The 16,322-nt window shown below is 63.7% G+C and carries 22 protein-coding genes; 15 read left to right on the top strand and 7 right to left on the bottom strand.

Annotated elements, in window-relative coordinates; all coding sequences use genetic code 11:
* Positions 1-84 precede the first annotated feature (84 nt).
* Positions 85-507, top strand: a complete 423-nt coding sequence (locus DT070_RS13115) for a hypothetical protein (protein ID WP_122955802.1) — start codon at positions 85-87, stop codon at positions 505-507.
* On the opposite strand, the gene DT070_RS13110 is transcribed toward DT070_RS13115, so the two are convergent.
* A complete protein-coding gene (locus DT070_RS13110) occupies positions 508-1,968 on the bottom strand; it encodes a PLP-dependent aminotransferase family protein (RefSeq protein WP_122955801.1) in 1,461 nt (486 codons plus the stop codon).
* 122 nt (positions 1,969-2,090) lie between these two features.
* Between DT070_RS13110 and DT070_RS13105 the strand changes: the two genes are divergently transcribed.
* The 6 genes from DT070_RS13105 to DT070_RS13080 all read left to right on the top strand — a co-directional run bounded on the left by DT070_RS13105 (position 2,091) and on the right by DT070_RS13080 (position 6,225).
* A complete protein-coding gene (locus DT070_RS13105; protein ID WP_122955800.1) occupies positions 2,091-2,891 on the top strand; it encodes a c-type cytochrome in 801 nt (266 codons plus the stop codon).
* Positions 2,888-4,174 carry a cytochrome c gene (locus DT070_RS13100; protein ID WP_122955799.1) on the top strand — a complete coding sequence of 429 codons (1,287 nt, stop codon included), beginning with the start codon at positions 2,888-2,890 and terminating at the stop codon, positions 4,172-4,174. The genes DT070_RS13105 and DT070_RS13100 overlap by 4 nt, the downstream gene beginning before the upstream one ends.
* Positions 4,175-4,437: 263 nt before the next feature.
* The gene (locus DT070_RS13095; protein WP_153976368.1) at positions 4,438-4,734 is read left to right on the top strand and encodes a hypothetical protein; all 297 of its coding nucleotides are present in this window, start codon (positions 4,438-4,440) and stop codon (positions 4,732-4,734) included.
* A 54-nt stretch (positions 4,735-4,788) separates the two neighbouring features.
* Positions 4,789-5,226 (top strand): DUF4262 domain-containing protein, encoded by a 438-nt coding sequence (locus DT070_RS13090; RefSeq protein ID WP_122955797.1) that lies wholly within the window; start codon positions 4,789-4,791, stop codon positions 5,224-5,226.
* Positions 5,227-5,285: 59 nt separating this feature from the next.
* Positions 5,286-5,663: a hypothetical protein gene (locus DT070_RS13085; protein WP_122955796.1), complete on the top strand. Its 378-nt coding sequence runs from the start codon at positions 5,286-5,288 to the stop codon at positions 5,661-5,663.
* Positions 5,664-5,793: 130 nt separating this feature from the next.
* Positions 5,794-6,225, top strand: a complete 432-nt coding sequence (locus DT070_RS13080) for a hypothetical protein (RefSeq protein ID WP_153976369.1) — start codon at positions 5,794-5,796, stop codon at positions 6,223-6,225.
* A 28-nt stretch (positions 6,226-6,253) separates the two neighbouring features.
* Here the strand turns inward: DT070_RS13080 and DT070_RS13075 are convergent, their stop codons facing one another.
* On the bottom strand, positions 6,254-7,489 hold the full coding sequence (locus tag DT070_RS13075; protein WP_194965921.1) for an MFS transporter: 1,236 nt from the start codon (positions 7,487-7,489) through the stop codon (positions 6,254-6,256).
* Positions 7,490-7,782: 293 nt separating this feature from the next.
* Here DT070_RS13075 and DT070_RS13070 point away from each other — a divergent pair, with 293 nt between their 5' ends.
* The 6 genes from DT070_RS13070 to DT070_RS13050 all read left to right on the top strand — a co-directional run bounded on the left by DT070_RS13070 (position 7,783) and on the right by DT070_RS13050 (position 11,292).
* Positions 7,783-8,361, top strand: a complete 579-nt coding sequence (locus DT070_RS13070; protein WP_122955794.1) for a helix-turn-helix domain-containing protein — start codon at positions 7,783-7,785, stop codon at positions 8,359-8,361.
* The gene (locus DT070_RS13065) at positions 8,358-8,876 is read left to right on the top strand and encodes a thioesterase family protein (protein ID WP_122955793.1); all 519 of its coding nucleotides are present in this window, start codon (positions 8,358-8,360) and stop codon (positions 8,874-8,876) included. Before DT070_RS13070 ends, DT070_RS13065 begins: the two co-directional genes overlap by 4 nt.
* 2 nt (positions 8,877-8,878) lie before the next feature.
* Entirely contained in the window at positions 8,879-9,340 is a 462-nt protein-coding gene (locus DT070_RS13060; RefSeq protein WP_122955792.1) for a DUF3995 domain-containing protein, read from the top strand.
* 121 nt (positions 9,341-9,461) lie between these two features.
* Entirely contained in the window at positions 9,462-10,784 is a 1,323-nt protein-coding gene (locus tag DT070_RS13055) for an NAD(P)/FAD-dependent oxidoreductase (RefSeq protein WP_122955791.1), read from the top strand.
* 42 nt (positions 10,785-10,826) lie between these two features.
* Positions 10,827-10,970, top strand: coding sequence for a hypothetical protein (locus DT070_RS21370; RefSeq protein ID WP_164483755.1), 144 nt, complete (start codon positions 10,827-10,829; stop codon positions 10,968-10,970).
* Positions 10,971-10,977: 7 nt separating this feature from the next.
* Complete coding sequence (locus DT070_RS13050; RefSeq protein ID WP_122955790.1) at positions 10,978-11,292, top strand: VF530 family DNA-binding protein; 315 nt, start codon at positions 10,978-10,980, stop codon at positions 11,290-11,292.
* 23 nt (positions 11,293-11,315) lie between these two features.
* Here DT070_RS13050 and atpE read toward each other — a convergent pair whose 3' ends face one another.
* A complete protein-coding gene (gene atpE, locus DT070_RS13045) occupies positions 11,316-11,552 on the bottom strand; it encodes a F0F1 ATP synthase subunit C (RefSeq protein ID WP_092127043.1) in 237 nt (78 codons plus the stop codon).
* A gap of 44 nt (positions 11,553-11,596) precedes the next feature.
* Between atpE and DT070_RS13040 the strand changes: the two genes are divergently transcribed.
* Together DT070_RS13040 and DT070_RS13035 are read left to right on the top strand one after the other, a co-directional pair.
* On the top strand, positions 11,597-12,304 hold the full coding sequence (locus DT070_RS13040) for a pseudouridine synthase (RefSeq protein ID WP_122955789.1): 708 nt from the start codon (positions 11,597-11,599) through the stop codon (positions 12,302-12,304).
* Between the two features lie 39 nt (positions 12,305-12,343).
* The gene (locus DT070_RS13035) at positions 12,344-13,108 is read left to right on the top strand and encodes an SDR family NAD(P)-dependent oxidoreductase (RefSeq protein WP_122955788.1); all 765 of its coding nucleotides are present in this window, start codon (positions 12,344-12,346) and stop codon (positions 13,106-13,108) included.
* Between the two features lie 126 nt (positions 13,109-13,234).
* Here the strand turns inward: DT070_RS13035 and ppk2 are convergent, their stop codons facing one another.
* The 4 genes from ppk2 to DT070_RS13015 form a co-directional block, all read right to left on the bottom strand.
* Positions 13,235-14,137, bottom strand: coding sequence for a polyphosphate kinase 2 (ppk2, locus tag DT070_RS13030; protein ID WP_122957391.1), 903 nt, complete (start codon positions 14,135-14,137; stop codon positions 13,235-13,237).
* Between the two features lie 230 nt (positions 14,138-14,367).
* Entirely contained in the window at positions 14,368-14,607 is a 240-nt protein-coding gene (locus tag DT070_RS13025; RefSeq protein WP_122955787.1) for a YdcH family protein, read from the bottom strand.
* A 57-nt stretch (positions 14,608-14,664) separates the two neighbouring features.
* Positions 14,665-15,102, bottom strand: coding sequence for a universal stress protein (locus DT070_RS13020; RefSeq protein WP_122955786.1), 438 nt, complete (start codon positions 15,100-15,102; stop codon positions 14,665-14,667).
* Positions 15,103-15,279: 177 nt separating this feature from the next.
* Positions 15,280-16,254: a tripartite tricarboxylate transporter substrate binding protein gene (locus tag DT070_RS13015; RefSeq protein WP_122955785.1), complete on the bottom strand. Its 975-nt coding sequence runs from the start codon at positions 16,252-16,254 to the stop codon at positions 15,280-15,282.
* Between the last annotated feature and the right edge of the window lie 68 nt (positions 16,255-16,322).

The raw sequence follows: 16,322 nt of genomic DNA, 5'->3' as shown, positions 1-16,322 counted from the left end.
TACAAGATTCGGGTTTTTGGCGGCGGGGCTGCCGCCGCCGCGCCGCTCAGGCAAAATATTCCTTGTCTATACAAGACAAGCCGCATGAACAAGCCCCCTCTCCCCGCGCCTGAATCCCTGCCTGCCGAAGCGGTAAACGCCCAGGCTGAAACGCAGGCAGCAGCACCTGCTGTGCGCAACAAGCGCATGTGGGCACTCGCGCTGGGGACGGCCGCCGTCTGGCACCTGGACCCGGCCCTGGGCGAAATGGCCGAGATGATCGGCATGATTGCCTGCGCCGGCAACAAGACCCTGGCCAAAGACGCCATCACCGAAATGCGCAGCAAGGCCGACAGCCTGCGCGCGCAGATCCCGCCGCTGCCGGCCAGCGCGCTGTCCAAAGTCGTGCGGCGCGCTGAAGCCGCCTGCGGCGCCGTGCTGGACAAAGGCGTGCGCATGAAGGAAGTACAGGCCAGCTGGGACCAGTTCCTGACCTGCGTGCGCGCCCTGCAGGACACGCGTAAATAACTACCGATACGGGCTTTGCGCCTTCGCCAGCGTACCCAGCGTCTGCATGGCTGCTTCGTATTCATCACTCCACGGATAACCGTAATTGAGCCGCAGGCAGTGCCTGAAGTTGCGCCGCGCCGAAAAGATCGGCCCCGGCGCCACGCTGATACCGTGCGCCAGCGCCGCCTGGTGCAGCGCCAGCGCATCAAAGCCCTCGGCAAACTCCACCCACACAAAATAGCCGCCCGCCGGGCGCGACACCCGCACATCCGCCGGGAAGTGGCGGGCCAGCGCCGCCAGCAGGCTGGACAGCTGCGACTCCATCGCGTGGCGCAGCTTGCGCAGGTGCTTGTCGTAGCCGCCGTATTGCAAATAATCCGCCACGGCGAGCTGCGCCGGCAGGCTGGCCGTCAGCGTGGTCATCAGCCGCAGCCGCTCGATCTGCTGGCCGAAGCGCCCGGGCGACACCCAGCCCACGCGGTAGCCGGGCGCCAGCGTCTTGCTGAAAGAGCTGCAGTGCATCACCAGGCCCTTCTTGTCAAAGGCCTTGGCGGGCAAAAAACCGCGGCTGCCGAAATACAGCTCGGCATACACGTCGTCTTCAATCAGCGGGATGTCGTGGCTGGCCAGCAATGCGACCAGCGCTTTCTTTTTCTCGAGCGGCAAACTCGCGCCCGTGGGGTTCTGGAAGGAGGTCATGAACCAGCAGGCCTTGACGGGCCGGCGCTTGAGTGAATCGGCCAGCGCGGCCAGGTCCAGGCCGTCCTGCGGATGCACGGGGATTTCCAGCGCCTTCATCTTGAGCCGCTCCAGCGCCTGCAGGCTGGCGTAAAAGCCGGGCGACTCCACCGCAATCAAGTCGCCGGGCTGCGCCACCGCCGCCAGGCAGAGGTTCAGCGCCTCGAGTGCGCCGTGCGTCACGATGATCTCTTCAGCCGGCTGCGCCATGCCCATGCCAAGGTAGCGCAGCGCAATCTGCCGGCGCAGTGCCTCGTTGCCGCGCGGCAGGCTGGCCACCGTGTCGGGCCCCTGCAAAAAGCGCGCGCTGCGGGCCAGTGACTTGCCCAGCCGCTGCAGCGGAAACAGCCCCGGCGACGCAAAAGCCGAACCCAAGGGCACCATGTCGGGCTCTTGCGCCGCGCCCAGCACCGAGAACACCAGTTCGCTGACATCAGGCCGCTGCGCCACCGTGGCGGACGCGCGGGCGGGCGCCTTGCCCGGCTTGCCGGCCACCACCGCGCCGCGGGCCGGCGCCGCCAGCTGCTGCGCGGCCAGCGCCGTCACGTAATAGCCCGAGCGCGTCTGCGCCCGCACCAGGCCTTTTTCTTCCAGCCGGTAATAGGCCTTGAAGGCGGTCGACGCGCTCAGGCCGTGCTGGGCCGTGATGGTGCGGATGGACGGCAGCCGCGTGCCGGGGGCCAGGCGCCCGGTGCGGATGTCGGCGGCCAGCAACTCGGCCAGTTGTTCGTAGCGCTTCATGAAGGAGGATTCCCATGGGATGTCATCTGATACTGCAATTTTCATCCATTTTTCATCTGATACGCTTTTTCTGGCGGCATCTGAGCCTTACGCCCACAGCCCGGCTGGGGCATGATGGCCCCATGCAAAAGACCCGTCCTGCAAGCGCTCGCTTGTTCTTGCGCTTGCTCCGCCCGCTCGCCGCCATTGCCGCCGCGGCATGGCTGGCCGCCAGCCCCGCATCAGCCGCCCCGCCGCCGTTTGAAGACACCATCGCACAGCGCACCATGGCCTGCACTGCCTGCCACGGCCCGCAAGGGCGCGCCGCACCCGACGGCTACTACCCGCGCCTGGCCGGCAAGCCGGCCGGCTACCTCTACAACCAGCTGCTCAACTTTCGCGACGGGCGCCGCCACTACGGCCTGATGACGCAGCTCATCGCGCCGCTCAGCGATGCTTACCTGATGGAAATCGCGCAGTACTTTTCCAAACTTGAGGTGCCCTACCCCGCCCCCTTGCCCCCAGCTGTTTCGCCCGAAGCCCTGAACCACGGCCGCCAGCTGGTGATGCAAGGCGACGCCGCACGCCAGGTGCCCGCCTGCGTGCAATGCCACGGCCAGGCCATGACGGGCGTGGCGCCGGGCATCCCGGGCCTGCTGGGCCTGCCGCGCGACTACCTCAATGCGCAACTGGGCGCCTGGAAGGCCGGCCAGCGCCGCGCCCATGCGCCCGACTGCATGAAAGACGTGGTGGCGCGCCTCTCGCTCGAAGACATCAACGCCGTGGCCAGCTGGCTGGCCGCGCAGCCGCTGCCCGCCAGTACCAAGCCGGCGACATCGCTGCCGCCGCTGGCGGCGGGTGCGCAGGGCATTACCTGCGGCAGTGCGCCTGAGGTGCCGCTTGTGCCCGCAGCAGGCACCGCGCCAGCAAAGGCGCAGCGATGAAAACAACTCTGAAAATTGTGGTGGCCCTGGTGTTGCTGGCACTGGCTGCGGGTGCGCTGGTTTGGGCCCTGAATGTGCGCGGCGAGGTCGACGTCAAAACCCCGGTCGCCGCCGCCGCGCCCAGCGACAGCATGGTGGCCCGCGGCGCCTACCTGGCGCGCGCCGGCAACTGCCAGACCTGCCACACCGCGCAGGGCGGCCAGCCCTATGCGGGCGGCCTGGGCATCGCCACGCCTTTCGGCACCGTGTTCACCTCCAACCTCACGCCCGACGACAAGACCGGCATAGGCGCGTGGTCGTCGTCCCACTTCTGGCGGGCCATGCACAACGGCCGCTCCAAAGACGGGCGCCTGCTGTACCCGGCCTTCCCGTACACCAGCTACACGCAGGTCACGCGTGAAGACTCCGACGCGATCTTTGCCTACCTGGGCAGCCTGCCCGCCGTGGTGCAACCCAACCAGCCGCACGCGCTGCGTTTTCCTTACCAGTCGCAGGCGGCGCTGGCCGTGTGGCGCGCGCTTTACTTCAGCCCCGGCGTGTATGAACCCGACACCGCCCGCAACGCCGAATGGAACCGCGGCGCCTACTTGGTCAAGGGCCTGGGCCACTGCGCGGCCTGCCACACCGCGCGCAACGCACTGGGCGCCACAGAGCAGAGCCTGGACCTGGCCGGCGGCCTGATCCCGATGCAAAACTGGTATGCGCCCTCACTCACCTCACCGTATGAGGCCGGTGTGAGCGACTGGGACAAGCAGCACATCGTGAGCCTCTTGAAAAACGGCGTGTCGCCGCGCGCCTCCGTCACCGGCCCCATGGCCGAAGTCGTGCAGCGCAGCACCCAATATTTAAGCAACGCCGACCTGGGCGCGATGGCGCAGTTTTTGAAAGAGCTGCCCGCTTCGCACACCGCGGCACCGCAGCCTGCGGCCATCAAAACCCAGGGCGAGTCGGTGGAGCGCGCTGCCAAACTCTATGAACAAAATTGCGCGCAATGCCACGGCGCAAAAGGCGAAGGCATCGCCAACGCCTACCCGGCCCTTGCAGGCAATCGCGCAGTGACCATGCCCCAGGCCTCCAACCTGGTGCAGATCGTCCTCAACGGCGGCTACGCGCCCGCCACCGAAGGCAACCCCCGCCCCTTCGGCATGCCGCCCTTTGTGCTGGTACTCGACGACGCCGACATGGCGCTGGTCCTCACCCACATCCGGCAGTCATGGGGCAACCGCGCGAGCGAAATCACGCCGGTGGAAGTGAACCGGATACGGGCGAATTCGGGGCGGTAGACGAAGGTCCCCGACTTCGCATGCAAGGCCGGTTGCACAGCCGCCACGTGCACTCACAGACGACCGATTTTCCGTCTGATCCAGCAACCAGGCTGACGCCAACAGCCTGTTGCGGACCCTCGGGGAAACCATATTCGTACGGATTCTGTAAGCGTCCCTAAAATTTAATCCTCAATCAGCTTTGAGGAACCCCTGGTGCCCGACCAGATAGGAATCGCCGACCGCAGCGACTTTGCAACACACATTACCCTGACATCACAAAAATGACTTCCACGGAAACTCTTGGCGTCATCGCCTGCCGATGCGTCGTCAACCACTCAAAGCCAGTGCTGTTTGTTTCCCATGCGGGCGGTGATTGGCAGATGTACTGTCGCGCCGAGAATCACGACTTCAATGATGCGCAAGCGATGAAAAGGGACTTGGTGACAGTGCATCTCGCGCATCTCGTGGCGATGGACCCCACACTCCATGCGGTAATCGACCTTCCCCTGGACATGGGGGCGGAAAGGATGGACGTTGGTGGTCAATGGACGAGATTCCGCGATGCGGATGATGAATAGCTGTACCAGGGACGCATACGTGAGAACCACACCCGATACGCGTAAGGCAGCCGCATGAGCCAGTTCATAGACTCTGTTCGTCAAGACATCGCGCGCTACGGATGCTCGGTTATCTCCATCTCGGACGAAGAACCGCCTTTCGCTTATACCGTAGGGCTTTGGCAGACACAGCGGCATCCAGAGCTAATCATCTTTGGGTTACCGCAGCAGGTCATGGCGAACATTCTCAACGCCGTCGTGACAAAGATGAAAAATAGCGCGACGCGCGAACTTCCCCGATCCCATCAGGACATCGGTGGCAGCTACGGTATCCAGGTAATGGCTGCGAACAAAGCACACCTGGATCGATATTTTGGATTTGCGCTTGGGTTCTACGAAGAGCGCTTTCCCATTGCCCAAATCGTTTGGCCCGATCGCGAGGGCCGATTTCCCGGTGATCCCGATTACGACAAAAGCTATGAGGACTTGCAGCCAATTCTCAAGCCAGCCTGATCATTCAAAGGCAGTGACGTGGTTCCAATGCAAGCCCTTCAGATCAAACATTCACTACGATGACAAACCCAGAAGCCCTTGCCGCCTTCGTCGGCCGTTTTGTCAAAGCGGAGTTCCGCGACCGCTTCCTGCATGAAGCTGTGAAGAAGCCCAAGGATCTCCATCGGCGCGTGTGCCATGACATTGAGAAGATTTTCGACGGCTCATACAGGGGCCGACCCGCAGCCTTTCAAGTCGACGATCAATGCCTGCTCCTCGGTTGGTCTTCGCCCTTCACCGCCGTTTCATGGACAGACGCCAAGGCGAAGATTGACCAGGGCGGCGGCGGGTATCTTGTCGTCAAGTCAGATGGAAGCGCCTTTTATGCAGAAACCGAAGGTGAGCCCGGCGTGGCCTATGCAGGCAGTACCCAACAAATAAATCTTCCAGGAAAATGACTGCTAACCCTGCTACATGCCCGTTAGTCTTTACCCGAACATCACCGGGCGCTCAAATCAGTTGCGATCAATCGCCCGTGACCTCCACCCATTTTCTGCATCAAAGTGGGCCGCCACCGAGAACCCCATCATGAAAATCACTCCACTTGCCGCATTAGCGATGGGCATCGTCCTGTCATCCGGTGCGTCGTCACAGGACTCCACCCGCACAAAGCTGGCCGAGCGGCATCCGCTCGTCGGCACCTGGCGAATAGATATCCCGGAGCTCAAGTGCTTTGAGGAATACGAGATTCGCCCTGACGGAACCAAGTCGTCCGTCTCCGGCGCAGAGCGCAACGAGTCCGAGTTTGCGATCTCGCCGGCGCCAGGCGGGACAGGTGTCTACAAGTGGACGGACAAGATCACCAAAACCAACGGTAAACCCGATTGCTCGGGAGCAACCGCAACGCGGGGTCATGTGGCCGTAAGCTATGTCCGCCTTCATTCCAGCGGGAAGAAATTCTTTCTTTGCCGGTCAGAGGACATGAAGTCCTGCTTTGCTGAGGTTCAGAAGGTGAAGTAACCCACCCCGGTCCAGGCGGCCATAAGAGCTACTGACTGACCATCCTGTCCCGCCGCGACAGCGACGGAAACAGCCTGAACCAGGCCGCCGCCACCAGCAGCGTGCCCACACCACCCGCCACCACCGAGCCCACCGGCCCCAGCATCGCCGCCGTGGCGCCGGATTCAAACTCGCCGAGCTGATTGGAGGCGCCGATAAACACCGAGTTCACGGCGCTGACGCGGCCGCGCATGTCGTTCGGCGTTTCGATCTGCACCAGGGTCTGGCGCACCACCACGCTGACCATGTCGGCGCCGCCGGAGACAGCCAGCACCAGCAGTGACAGCACAAAGCTGGTCGACAGGCCAAACACTATCATGCAAACGCCGTAGAGCGCCACGGCAGACAGCATGGTCGGCCCGACGCGGCGCTCCAGCGGCCAGCGCGTCAGCACCGCCGACATCAGCAATGCGCCGGCCGCAGGCGCTGCGCGCAGCAGGCCCAGGCCCCAGGGCCCGACGTGCAGGATGTCTTTGGCAAACATGGGCAGCAGCGCGGTAGCGCCGCCCAGCAGCACGGCAAACAAATCGAGCGATACGGCGCCCAGCAGGGCCTTGCGCTGCCAGACAAACTCCACACCAGCCAGCAGCGTGCGCAGCGTGACCGGCTCGCGTGGCGGCGGCACGTGGTCGTAACGCAGCACGGCGATCAGCACGCAGCCGGCGGCAAACAGGAATGCGCAGGTGGCGTAGACCGCGGTGGCGCCGGCGACAAAGATCACGCCGCCCAGCGCCGGCCCGCCGATCACGGCCGCCTGCATGCCGGCCGAGCTGAAAGCCATGGCACGCGGCAGCATGCCCGGCGGCACCAGCATGGGGGTGAGCGCCTGCTGCGCCGGCATCTGGAAGGCGCGGGCCACGCCCAGCATGACGGACACCGCCAGCAGCAGCTCACGCGAAGCCCAGCTGTGGTGCGCGCCCCAGCCTTGCGTGGCGGCGACCAGGATCATCGCCACGGCGGCCTGCACAACAAGGCAGGCGGCGATGATGCGGCCGCGGTGCACGCGGTCGGCCACATGGCCGGCCACCAGGGTGAGCAGCAGCGCCGGCGCAAACTGGTAGAGACCGACCAGGCCCAGGTCCCAGGCGCTGCCGGTCAGCTCATACATCTGCCAACCCACCGCCACCATCAGCATCTGGTTGCCGGTGGTGCCGAAAATCCGGGCGAACCACATGCGCATGAAGGCGCGCTGGCGGGTGAGTTCCTGAAACGAGTGTGTCGGCATGCGGGGCTGAAGCTTAACAGCGCCATGTCAACGTCACGCCGCCCGGGGGCTTGCGCGGTAAATCCGTTTTTGCTACGAAATTGATAGCTAAAAGTCAATACAAGGTATTGGCTGGAGGCACTTTTTATCACTTATTTTGAGCTCACCGGGAATTGCCCGGAGCCAGTGGCCTCAACCTGTTTAAGTTTCTTTTACGAACTAAATTAGTTGCATAAAGAAACTTAAATAACTATCATCCGGCAAAAGCCCCGCTTTCCGGGGCGTTTCCAACACCTGACTGGCAAAGAGTCCTTATGCCCCGTTTCAAGCCGTCTGAATCCCTGTGTTCCGTTGTCCGCTCGCTGGACTTGCTGGGCGACCGCTGGACGCTGCTGCTGATTCGCGAAGTGGTGTTCGGCACGCGCCGCTTTGACGACTTCGCCGCGCACCTGGGTATTGCCCGCAACGTGCTGTCGGCGCGGCTGGCCAAACTGGTCGATGCCGGCATCCTGGTGCAGGAGCCGCTGCAGGCCGAGGGCCGCCGCCAGGGCTACCGCCTGACGGAGATGGGCGAGGATTTGCTGCCAGTGTTGATGGCGCTGATGCAGTGGGGCGACCGCTGGCTGCAAACGCCCGACACCGTGCCTGTTCGTGTGGTCGAACGCGCCACCGGAAAAGCCTTGCCGCCGATCAGCGTGCGCAACGCCGCGGGCAAGCTGCTGGGCCTGGCCGATCTGGACTGGGAACCGGGCCCCGGCGCCGGCCACCCGCTGATGGCGCCGCTGGTGGCGGCCTATGAAACCCAGCGCCGCACCGGGCCGCGGCCTGTGCCCCAGGCCGGTGCTGAAAACGCGCCCTCCCCTTCGCGCCGTAAAAAAGTGACCGCCTCATGAACCTCTACTTTCGCCTCATCTGGACCTGGCTGCGCGCGCGCATGAAGCCCGCTATCGCGATGGGCGACACCATCTCGATGCAGCTGCGCGTGTGGCCCAACGACCTCGACGTGAACGGCCACATGAACAACGGCCGCTACATGACCATCGTCGATCTGGCGCTGATTGAATACTTCACACGCGCCGGCTTTTTGCCGGTGGCACTCAAGCGCGGCTGGCGGCCCATGCTGGGCGGCAGCATGATTTCCTTTCGCCGCGGGCTCAAGCCCTTCACCGTCTACACGCTGCGCTTTTCCCTGGAATGCTGGGACGAACGCTGGAACTACATGCGCTTTGAGTTCGAGCGCCATGGCCAGACCATGGCGGTGGGTTTTACCAAGGGCGCCGTCGTCGGCAAAGACGGCATTGTGAGCAGCCATGACACCTACGGCGCACTGGGCCTGCGGCAGGCCTCGCCGGCGTTTCCGCCCACCGTCAGCGCGTGGATTGAAGCGGACCGGCTGATCCGGGGCTAGCCATGCAACCCTTGTTATCTCTGGCTTTCGGCGTGACCGCCACCTTCACCCTGCTGGGCCTGGTGCACGCGTACTGGGCGCTGGGCGGGCGACTGGGACTCAAGGCGGCGCTACCGCAGTTGCCGGTGCCGGCGGGCTGGCAGCAACACGGCGAGCCGCAGATGCTGAACGCCTTTGACCCCCGGCGCGGCACCACGCTGGCCGTGGCGGCGCTGCTGATAGCCGTGGGTGTGGCTGTGGGCCTGCGCGGCGGGCTGTTCGGTGCGCCGGTGCGGCACGGCGCATTGCAGGCCATGCTGGCGGCCGTGGCGCTGGTGATGTTCGCCCGCGCCATCGGTGACTTCCGGCTGGTGGGGGTTTTCAAGCGCATCAAGGGCTCGGCCTTTGCGCGCATGGACACCTGGGTGTATTCGCCGCTGTGTGTGGTGCTGGGCCTGGGTGTGGGCTGGACGGCGTTTTCCTGATTGCAACATCCCCGGAACGATTAGGGCGAGCGGCTTAACAACAGCGCGCGTTGCCCTTGCCCGCGCCTGTGGCAGTTAACATGGCGGCATAACAACAGCAACGCTGCACTGAGAGGAAGTTATGCAACGCATCGTCATCGTCGGAGGGGGCGCAGGAGGCCTCGCGCTGGCCACGCAACTGGGCAAACGCCTGGGCAAAAAGGGGCTGGCCGAGATCACCCTTGTCGACGCCGCCCGCACCCACGTCTGGAAGCCGCTGCTGCACCAGCTGGCCGCCGGCAGCTATGACACGCACGCCGAAGAAATCGAATACCTCGCGCAGGCCCGCTGGAACGGCTTCAAGTTCCGCCTGGGCAGCCTGACTGGCGTAGACCGCCAGGCCAAAACCCTGCAACTGGCCGCCAGCCACGACGAAGCCGGCCGCGAAATCACACCGGCCCAGCAACTGGGCTACGACACGCTGGTGATCGCCGTGGGCAGCCAGACCAACGATTTCGGCACGCCCGGCGCGGCCGAGCACACCATCAAGCTCGACAGCCCCCAGGCCGCCAAGCGCTTTAACGACCGCCTCATCAACGCCTGCATACGCGCGCAAACCGTGCCGCGCATGGCCGGCAGCGGGCGCCTGACAGTCGCCATCGTGGGCGGCGGCGCCACCGGCGTCGAGCTGGCCGCCGAGCTGCATGCCGCGGCCCGCGTGCTGGCCAACTACGGCTTTGACCACATTCACCCTGAAAAAGACCTGCAGATCGTGCTGGTCGAAGCCGCACCGCGCCTCTTGGCCCAGTTGCCCGAGCGCCTGAGCGAGTCGGCCATGCGAGAGTTGCGCAAGCTGGCCATTGAAGTGCACACGAACGAAAAAGTGGTGGAAGTCACCGCCGACAGCCTGAAGATGGCCAGCGGCAAGGTGGTTTCATCCAGCATCACCGTGTGGGCGGCCGGCGTGAAGGCGGCCGACTTTTTGCGCACCCTGGGCGGCACGCCCGAAGGCGGCGAGGCGCTGGAGACCAGCAAGCTCAACCAGCTGGTCGTGAATGGCAATTTGCAAACTACACGCGACGCGAGCATCTACGCCTTTGGCGATTGCGCGGCCTGCCAGCAGCCCGACGGCACCTGGGTGCCGCCGCGCGCCCAGGCCGCCTACCAGCAGGCCATGTACCTGGCGCGCTCGCTGCCCGACCTGATCGCGGGAAAAACGGTGGCGCCTTTTATCTTCAAGGACCAGGGCTCGCTGGTGTCGCTGTCAGAGTATTCGTCGGTCGGCAGCCTGATGGGCAGCCTGACCAAAGGCAGCTTTTTTATCGAGGGCCAGCTGGCCAAATTCATGTACTGGGGCCTGCACAAGCAGCACCAGCTGGCGCTGGGCGGCTTCAAGAAAACGGCGCTCATCACGCTGTCTGAAATGCTGGACCGCACCTATCGCCCGCGCATCAAGTTGCACTGATAATCACGGCATCCCAACTCAACTTCACCAACGGAGAAAACCATGGCAAAAGGACAGCAAAACAACAACAAGATGGTCAAAAAGCCCAAGAAGGACACCTCGCCGCCCAAGACGGTGTCTCCTGATGCGGTGCGCCCGACCATCGTCACGCAGGTTCCCCTGCGCGGCAAGCTGAAGAACAAATAAGGCCTTGATGGCCGGCTCTAGCGACTTGCCTGTGAACACCCTGGCTGCGGCTCCTGCCCAGCCGGGTAATCCGCTGCACGGCGTCAAGCTCGAAGCGATTGTTACGGCCCTCTCAGACCACTACGGCTGGGAAGAGCTGGGCCAGCGCATCAACATCCGCTGCTTCACCAGCGACCCCAGCGTCGCCTCCAGCCTGAAGTTTTTGCGCAAGACGCCCTGGGCCCGCGAAAAGGTTGAAAGCCTTTACCTCTTCATGCTGCGGGAAGTCAAACGCAGCAGCCCGCCGGTTCATAACTTCCCGCCGCCCAAGCCCAAGGCTTGATCCGCTTGAGTCCTAAGGGGGGCCTACAGGGGGTTGGCGAACAACAGCATCATGGCGATCCCCACCCCGATCAGGAAGTTGGCGTCAATCAGCCCCGCCAGCAAAAACATCTTGACCTGCAGCGGCTCCATCAACTCGGGCTGGCGCACGGCGCCCTCCAGGAATCGCCCTCCCATCGCCCCGATGCCCATGCAGGCGCCGATGGCGCCCAGGCCGATGATCAGTCCACATGCAATGGCAATGGCGCCTGCGTCAGTCATGATGTTTTCTCCTTTGGTTTAAAACTTGTTTCGATGACTGAATCATGAAGGCCAGCCCGCCGCAGAACAATTACCCCGCAGGTAATGTCGTCGCTACCCCAGTCATTCAAGGTGTGAAGTTGCTGCACGCCGATGAATCCCTGCTCGTGCTGGACAAGCCCGCCGGCCTGCTCTCGGTGCCGGGGCGCGGCGAAGACAAACAGGACTGCCTGAGCGCCCGCGTGCAGGCGGTCTTTGCTGACGCCCTCATCGTTCATAGGTTGGACCAGGCCACCTCGGGCTTGATGCTGATGGCCCGCAGCGCGGCCATGCAGCGGGCGCTGAGCCGGTCGTTTGAAACGCGTGAAGTCAGCAAGCGTTATGTGGCGGTGGTGAGCGGCCACTTGCCCACGCCCGATGATCCAAGTGGCTGGGGCCTGATCGACCTGCCCATCGTCGTCGACTGGCCGAACCGCCCGCTGCGCATCATCGATACCGAACGCGGCAAACCCAGCCAGACCCGCTGGCAGGTACTGTCGCATGACGTGGCCGCCAACACCACACGCGTAGAACTCGAACCCGTCACCGGCCGGTCACATCAGTTGCGTGTGCACCTCAAAGCGCTGGGTCATCCGATTTTGGGCGACGCGATGTATGCCCCCGAAACGGTGCAGGCTGCAGCGCCACGGCTGCTGCTGCACGCCGCAGCGCTGAAGTTCACGCACCCCGCCAGCGGGCTGGCGATGGCGTTTGAAAGCGCGCCGGAGTTTTAGGCGTAAGCAATTCGGCGGCGCCGGCGCTACCATGCAGCCATGACCCAACCCAAACACCTCACCCTCATCACAGGCGCCTCGCGCGGCATGGGCTTTTCCATGGCGCGCCAGTTGCTCACCGCCGGCCACACGGTGCTTGGCATTTCGCGTACGGCTATGCCAGAACTTGACGAACATGCGCGGCATGTGGGCTCAAGCGTTTTGCAATGGGAGCACGACCTGGCGGATAGCGGCTCGCTCAATGACAAGCTGGAAAGCTGGCTCAAGGATTCGCAAGCCGCAACGCCCTGGGCCAGCGTCACGCTGATCAACAACGCCGGTGTGATCCCGCAGATCGGCTCGTTGGACCAGATTGACGAAGGCGACCTGGCGCGGGCGCTGCGTGTGGGGCTGGAGGCGCCGATGCAAATCACCGCCGCCTTCCTGCGCGCCACCGGCGGCTGGCAGGCGCCGCGCAAGGTGCTCAATATTTCGTCCGGCCTGGGCCGCCGCGCCATGGCCTCGCAGGCCGCCTACTGCGCCGCCAAGGCCGGCATGGACCACTTCACCCGCTGCCTGGCACTGGAAGAAGCCCTGAAGCCGCACGGCGCCAAAGTCTGCTCACTCGCCCCAGGCGTCATCGACACCGGCATGCAGGAGCAACTGCGGGCGGCAGACCCGAAAGCCTTTCCAGATCGCGAGTCGTTTGTGGGTTTGAAGACGGGTGGTGTGCTGACATCACCCGAGGATGCGGCGGCGCGAATCCTGGCATTCCTGGAACGGCCAGATTTTGGAACGAACCCAGTTGCTGACGTCAGAGACTAGCCCCCACGCTCCCCCACTTCGTGTGGGTCGCTGCCCCCCGAGGGGGCCGCCCGCCTGTGGCCCGGCAAAGCGGGTTCCACGGCTCATGCTGGCATGAAGAGCTCACTGGCCTAACCAGTGGGATGTTCAATAAATCTCCGGGACAACGATGTTCTGCGGCACGGGGTTGCGCACGTAGTCTTCGTGGCGGACACGGTCGGGCAACACGATGGCCGGATGCTCGGTTTCCTGGTACGGCATCTGTTCGAGCAAGTGGTGGATGCAATTAAGGCGCGCCTTCTTCTTGTCGACGGCCTGCACCACCCACCAGGGCGCTTCGGGAATATGCGTGCGTTCCAGCATGATTTCCTTGGCCTTGGTGTATTCCTCCCAGCGCCGGCGTGACTCGAGGTCCATAGGGCTGAGCTTCCACTGCTTGAGCGGGTCGTGGATGCGGCCGAGGAAGCGCAGGTGCTGCTCTTCGTCGGAAATCGAGAACCAGTACTTGATGAGCTGGATGCCGGAGCGACCCAGCATCTTTTCAAACTCTGGCACGGTGCGGAAAAACTCTTCGTACTGCTCGTCGGTGCAAAAGCCCATGACGCGTTCGACGCCAGCGCGGTTGTACCAGCTGCGGTCGAACAGCACGATCTCGCCGGCGGCAGGAAGGTGCGACACATAACGCTGGAAGTACCACTGCGTGCGTTCGCGGTCGTTGGGCGCCGGCAGCGCGGCCACGCGGCACACGCGCGGGTTGAGGCGCTGGGTGATGCGCTTGATGACGCCGCCCTTGCCCGCGGCGTCGCGGCCTTCGAACAAAATGACGACCTTGTGGCCGGTGGCGACCACCCAGTCCTGCAGCTTCACCAGTTCGGCCTGCAGCCGGAACAACTCGCGGAAGTACTGGCGGCGGTATTCTTTTTCATTCACCGCATCTTCGGGGCTGCGGCCGTCGCCCTCGCCGGTCAGCTCGGCCACGGTGCGGTCTTCGAGCTCCATCTCCAGCTCTTCGTCGTAGCTGTCGATCAGGTCATTGCGGATACGCCGCATCAGTTCTTCGTCGCTTGAATCCAAGGGTCTCTCCTGCAGGAACCGAAAGCCGGTCTACGTGCAGCCTACGCCACCCACATGGCAGTTTGATGAAAAAAGCCCCGCCAGCCCGCATGGGTGCTGGGTGCCCGCATCTTTCCGGCAATTGGTTCGCTATATTTTTGATAGCTAAAGACCAAAGCCAATAATGGGCTGCAAGCCTTTTTTACTTAAATTTCTCCGCAGCGGCATCAAGCTTTCTTGAGCAGCTGGTAGATCTCGTCCTTGACCTTGAGCCGCCTTTTTTTCAGGTCTTCCAGCGCCTCGTCGGTGATGGCGCCCACGCCCTGCTCGTATTTGATGATGGCGTGGTTGTCCGCGTCGTACTGGGCAAAGAGAGATGCAAAGTGCGGATCGGACACCTTGAGGCTGCGCATTTTCTGCAGGTATTGCGGAAACTCGTGCGCCAGGTCGTGATTCAGCAAGTCCATGGGAAGCTCCTTGTATGGCCGGTCAACACCGCGAAAACTCCGCGGCGAAAGAACAGCTTAGTCCCGAACCACCAGCACCGGCAAGTGGGCGTGCGACAGCACCTGCGCGGTGACGCTGCCCAGCACCAGCTTCTCCAGCCCGCGGCGGCCGTGCGAGCCCATGACGATGAGGTCGGCGTTGATGGATTCGGCGGTGTCGAGAATGCCGCGGTAGATGGCGTGACCTTCGACGACCGAGCCGGTCACGGTGATGCCCACGCCCTGGAAAGCCTCTTTGGCGGCCTTGATGGCTTCATTGGCTTCGGCCGTGGCGGCGCCCAGGTATTCGGCCTGGCCATAGGCAAAGTCGGTGCCCACCCCGGTAAAGGCGTAAGGGTCAATGACGTAGATGACCGTCACCTCGCTTTTGAAGGCCTGTGCGATCGCCACCGCATTGCCCATGGCCTTTTGCGATGTGACAGAGCCGTCTACCGGAACCAGGATGTGTTTGTACATGATGGAATCTCCTTGAAAGCCATGGACAGATTCTGCGGCACCAGCCCTCGACGGGTCAAATGCCGGCCATGGCAGCCCGGGGGTGGGGCGTCACCATGCATCATTTATAAAAGATTGCGCCTTGGGCGCGCGTCAGACAAGGCGCCGAGGAAAAGGCCCGGCGCCTGCCGGGTCGAATTACTCGGCCTTGATATTGGCCGACTTCGCCAGCTGGGCGTAGCGCACCAGGTCGACCTGGATCAGCCTGGAAAGCGCCGCGCCATTGCCGGACAAAGGCTCGACACCCGCGCCGGAAAGGTTTTCTTTCACGGCGGGTTCGGCCAGCACTTTTTGCACATCGGCGTAAATTTTGGCGACCACTTCCGGCTTCATCTTGGCCGGGCCCATCAGCGCATACCAGATCGAAAAATCCAGCGGCTTCAGGCCCTGCTCTTCAAACGTCGGCACTTGCGGCATCAGCTGGTAACGCGTGGCAGTGGACACGCCGATGGCGTTGAGCTTGCCGGTCTTGAGGTGCGGCGCGGCAAGGTTGGCGCTCAGGATGGCGAGCTGCACCTGGCCGCCCACCACGTCGGTCAGGGCCGGCGCGCAGCCCTTGTAGCCCACGTTGGTGGCGTTGATGCCGGACTTCTGCTTGACCAGCTCCATCACGAAATGCTGGGGTGTGCCGACACCGCAGGAGCCGTAGTTCAGCGCCGTCGGGTTGGCCTTGGAATACTCGACCACCTCCTTGAGCGTCTTGAGGTTGGTGCTCTGGTGCGACACCAGCGCGATCGGCGTGAGGCCCAGCAGCATGATGGGCGTCAGGTCTTTTTCGGGGTCGTAGTTGAGCTTGCCGTTGACGGCCGGGTTGACCACCATGGTGCTGTTTTGCAGCAGCAGCGTATAGCCGTCGGCCGGGGCGTGCACCACGGCTTCGGTGCCGATGTTGCCGGAGGCGCCGGCGCGGTTATCAACCGCAACACCCTGCCCCCAGATGGCCTGCAGGCGCGCGCCGATCTGGCGCGCCAGGATGTCGGAGCCGCCGCCCGTGCCGTAAGGCACGATGATGCGCACGGCGCGCGAAGGATAGGCCTGCGCCAGGGCCTGCGTGGCGGTCAGGCAGCTCAGGGACATCACGGCCGCCAGGGCTAGGAGTTTGGGGAATTTCATGGGTTGCCTCTTCGGTAATGACAAGAGTGACGAGGGTGACGAGGGTGACAAGAGTGAAGGACGTGACG

Origin of the sequence: Polaromonas sp. SP1 (assembly GCF_003711205.1) — a bacterium.
GTDB lineage: Bacteria > Pseudomonadota > Gammaproteobacteria > Burkholderiales > Burkholderiaceae_C > Polaromonas.
Note: the sequence above shows the minus strand (reverse complement) of the source record. Positions and strands in the feature narration are given on the sequence as shown.

Excerpts from the sequence above, each read along its gene's own strand:
- DT070_RS13060 (WP_122955792.1), top strand. The coding sequence starts at position 8,879 with ATGCAACCCTTGTTATCTCTGGCTTTCGGCGTGACCGCCACCTTCACC.
- DT070_RS13085 (WP_122955796.1), top strand. The coding sequence starts at position 5,286 with ATGACAAACCCAGAAGCCCTTGCCGCCTTCGTCGGCCGTTTTGTCAAA.
- DT070_RS13020 (WP_122955786.1), bottom strand. The coding sequence starts at position 15,102 with ATGTACAAACACATCCTGGTTCCGGTAGACGGCTCTGTCACATCGCAA.
- DT070_RS13100 (WP_122955799.1), top strand. The coding sequence starts at position 2,888 with ATGAAAACAACTCTGAAAATTGTGGTGGCCCTGGTGTTGCTGGCACTG.
- DT070_RS13015 (WP_122955785.1), bottom strand. The coding sequence starts at position 16,254 with ATGAAATTCCCCAAACTCCTAGCCCTGGCGGCCGTGATGTCCCTGAGC.
- DT070_RS13105 (WP_122955800.1), top strand. The coding sequence starts at position 2,091 with ATGCAAAAGACCCGTCCTGCAAGCGCTCGCTTGTTCTTGCGCTTGCTC.
- atpE (WP_092127043.1), bottom strand. The coding sequence starts at position 11,552 with ATGACTGACGCAGGCGCCATTGCCATTGCATGTGGACTGATCATCGGC.
- DT070_RS13025 (WP_122955787.1), bottom strand. The coding sequence starts at position 14,607 with ATGGACTTGCTGAATCACGACCTGGCGCACGAGTTTCCGCAATACCTG.
- DT070_RS13035 (WP_122955788.1), top strand. The coding sequence starts at position 12,344 with ATGACCCAACCCAAACACCTCACCCTCATCACAGGCGCCTCGCGCGGC.
- DT070_RS13095 (WP_153976368.1), top strand. The coding sequence starts at position 4,438 with ATGACTTCCACGGAAACTCTTGGCGTCATCGCCTGCCGATGCGTCGTC.
- DT070_RS13075 (WP_194965921.1), bottom strand. The coding sequence starts at position 7,489 with ATGCCGACACACTCGTTTCAGGAACTCACCCGCCAGCGCGCCTTCATG.
- DT070_RS13090 (WP_122955797.1), top strand. The coding sequence starts at position 4,789 with ATGAGCCAGTTCATAGACTCTGTTCGTCAAGACATCGCGCGCTACGGA.
- DT070_RS13115 (WP_122955802.1), top strand. The coding sequence starts at position 85 with ATGAACAAGCCCCCTCTCCCCGCGCCTGAATCCCTGCCTGCCGAAGCG.
- DT070_RS13050 (WP_122955790.1), top strand. The coding sequence starts at position 10,978 with ATGGCCGGCTCTAGCGACTTGCCTGTGAACACCCTGGCTGCGGCTCCT.
- DT070_RS21370 (WP_164483755.1), top strand. The coding sequence starts at position 10,827 with ATGGCAAAAGGACAGCAAAACAACAACAAGATGGTCAAAAAGCCCAAG.
- DT070_RS13040 (WP_122955789.1), top strand. The coding sequence starts at position 11,597 with ATGAAGGCCAGCCCGCCGCAGAACAATTACCCCGCAGGTAATGTCGTC.
- DT070_RS13055 (WP_122955791.1), top strand. The coding sequence starts at position 9,462 with ATGCAACGCATCGTCATCGTCGGAGGGGGCGCAGGAGGCCTCGCGCTG.
- DT070_RS13080 (WP_153976369.1), top strand. The coding sequence starts at position 5,794 with ATGAAAATCACTCCACTTGCCGCATTAGCGATGGGCATCGTCCTGTCA.
- DT070_RS13070 (WP_122955794.1), top strand. The coding sequence starts at position 7,783 with ATGCCCCGTTTCAAGCCGTCTGAATCCCTGTGTTCCGTTGTCCGCTCG.
- DT070_RS13065 (WP_122955793.1), top strand. The coding sequence starts at position 8,358 with ATGAACCTCTACTTTCGCCTCATCTGGACCTGGCTGCGCGCGCGCATG.
- DT070_RS13110 (WP_122955801.1), bottom strand. The coding sequence starts at position 1,968 with ATGAAGCGCTACGAACAACTGGCCGAGTTGCTGGCCGCCGACATCCGC.
- ppk2 (WP_122957391.1), bottom strand. The coding sequence starts at position 14,137 with ATGCGGCGTATCCGCAATGACCTGATCGACAGCTACGACGAAGAGCTG.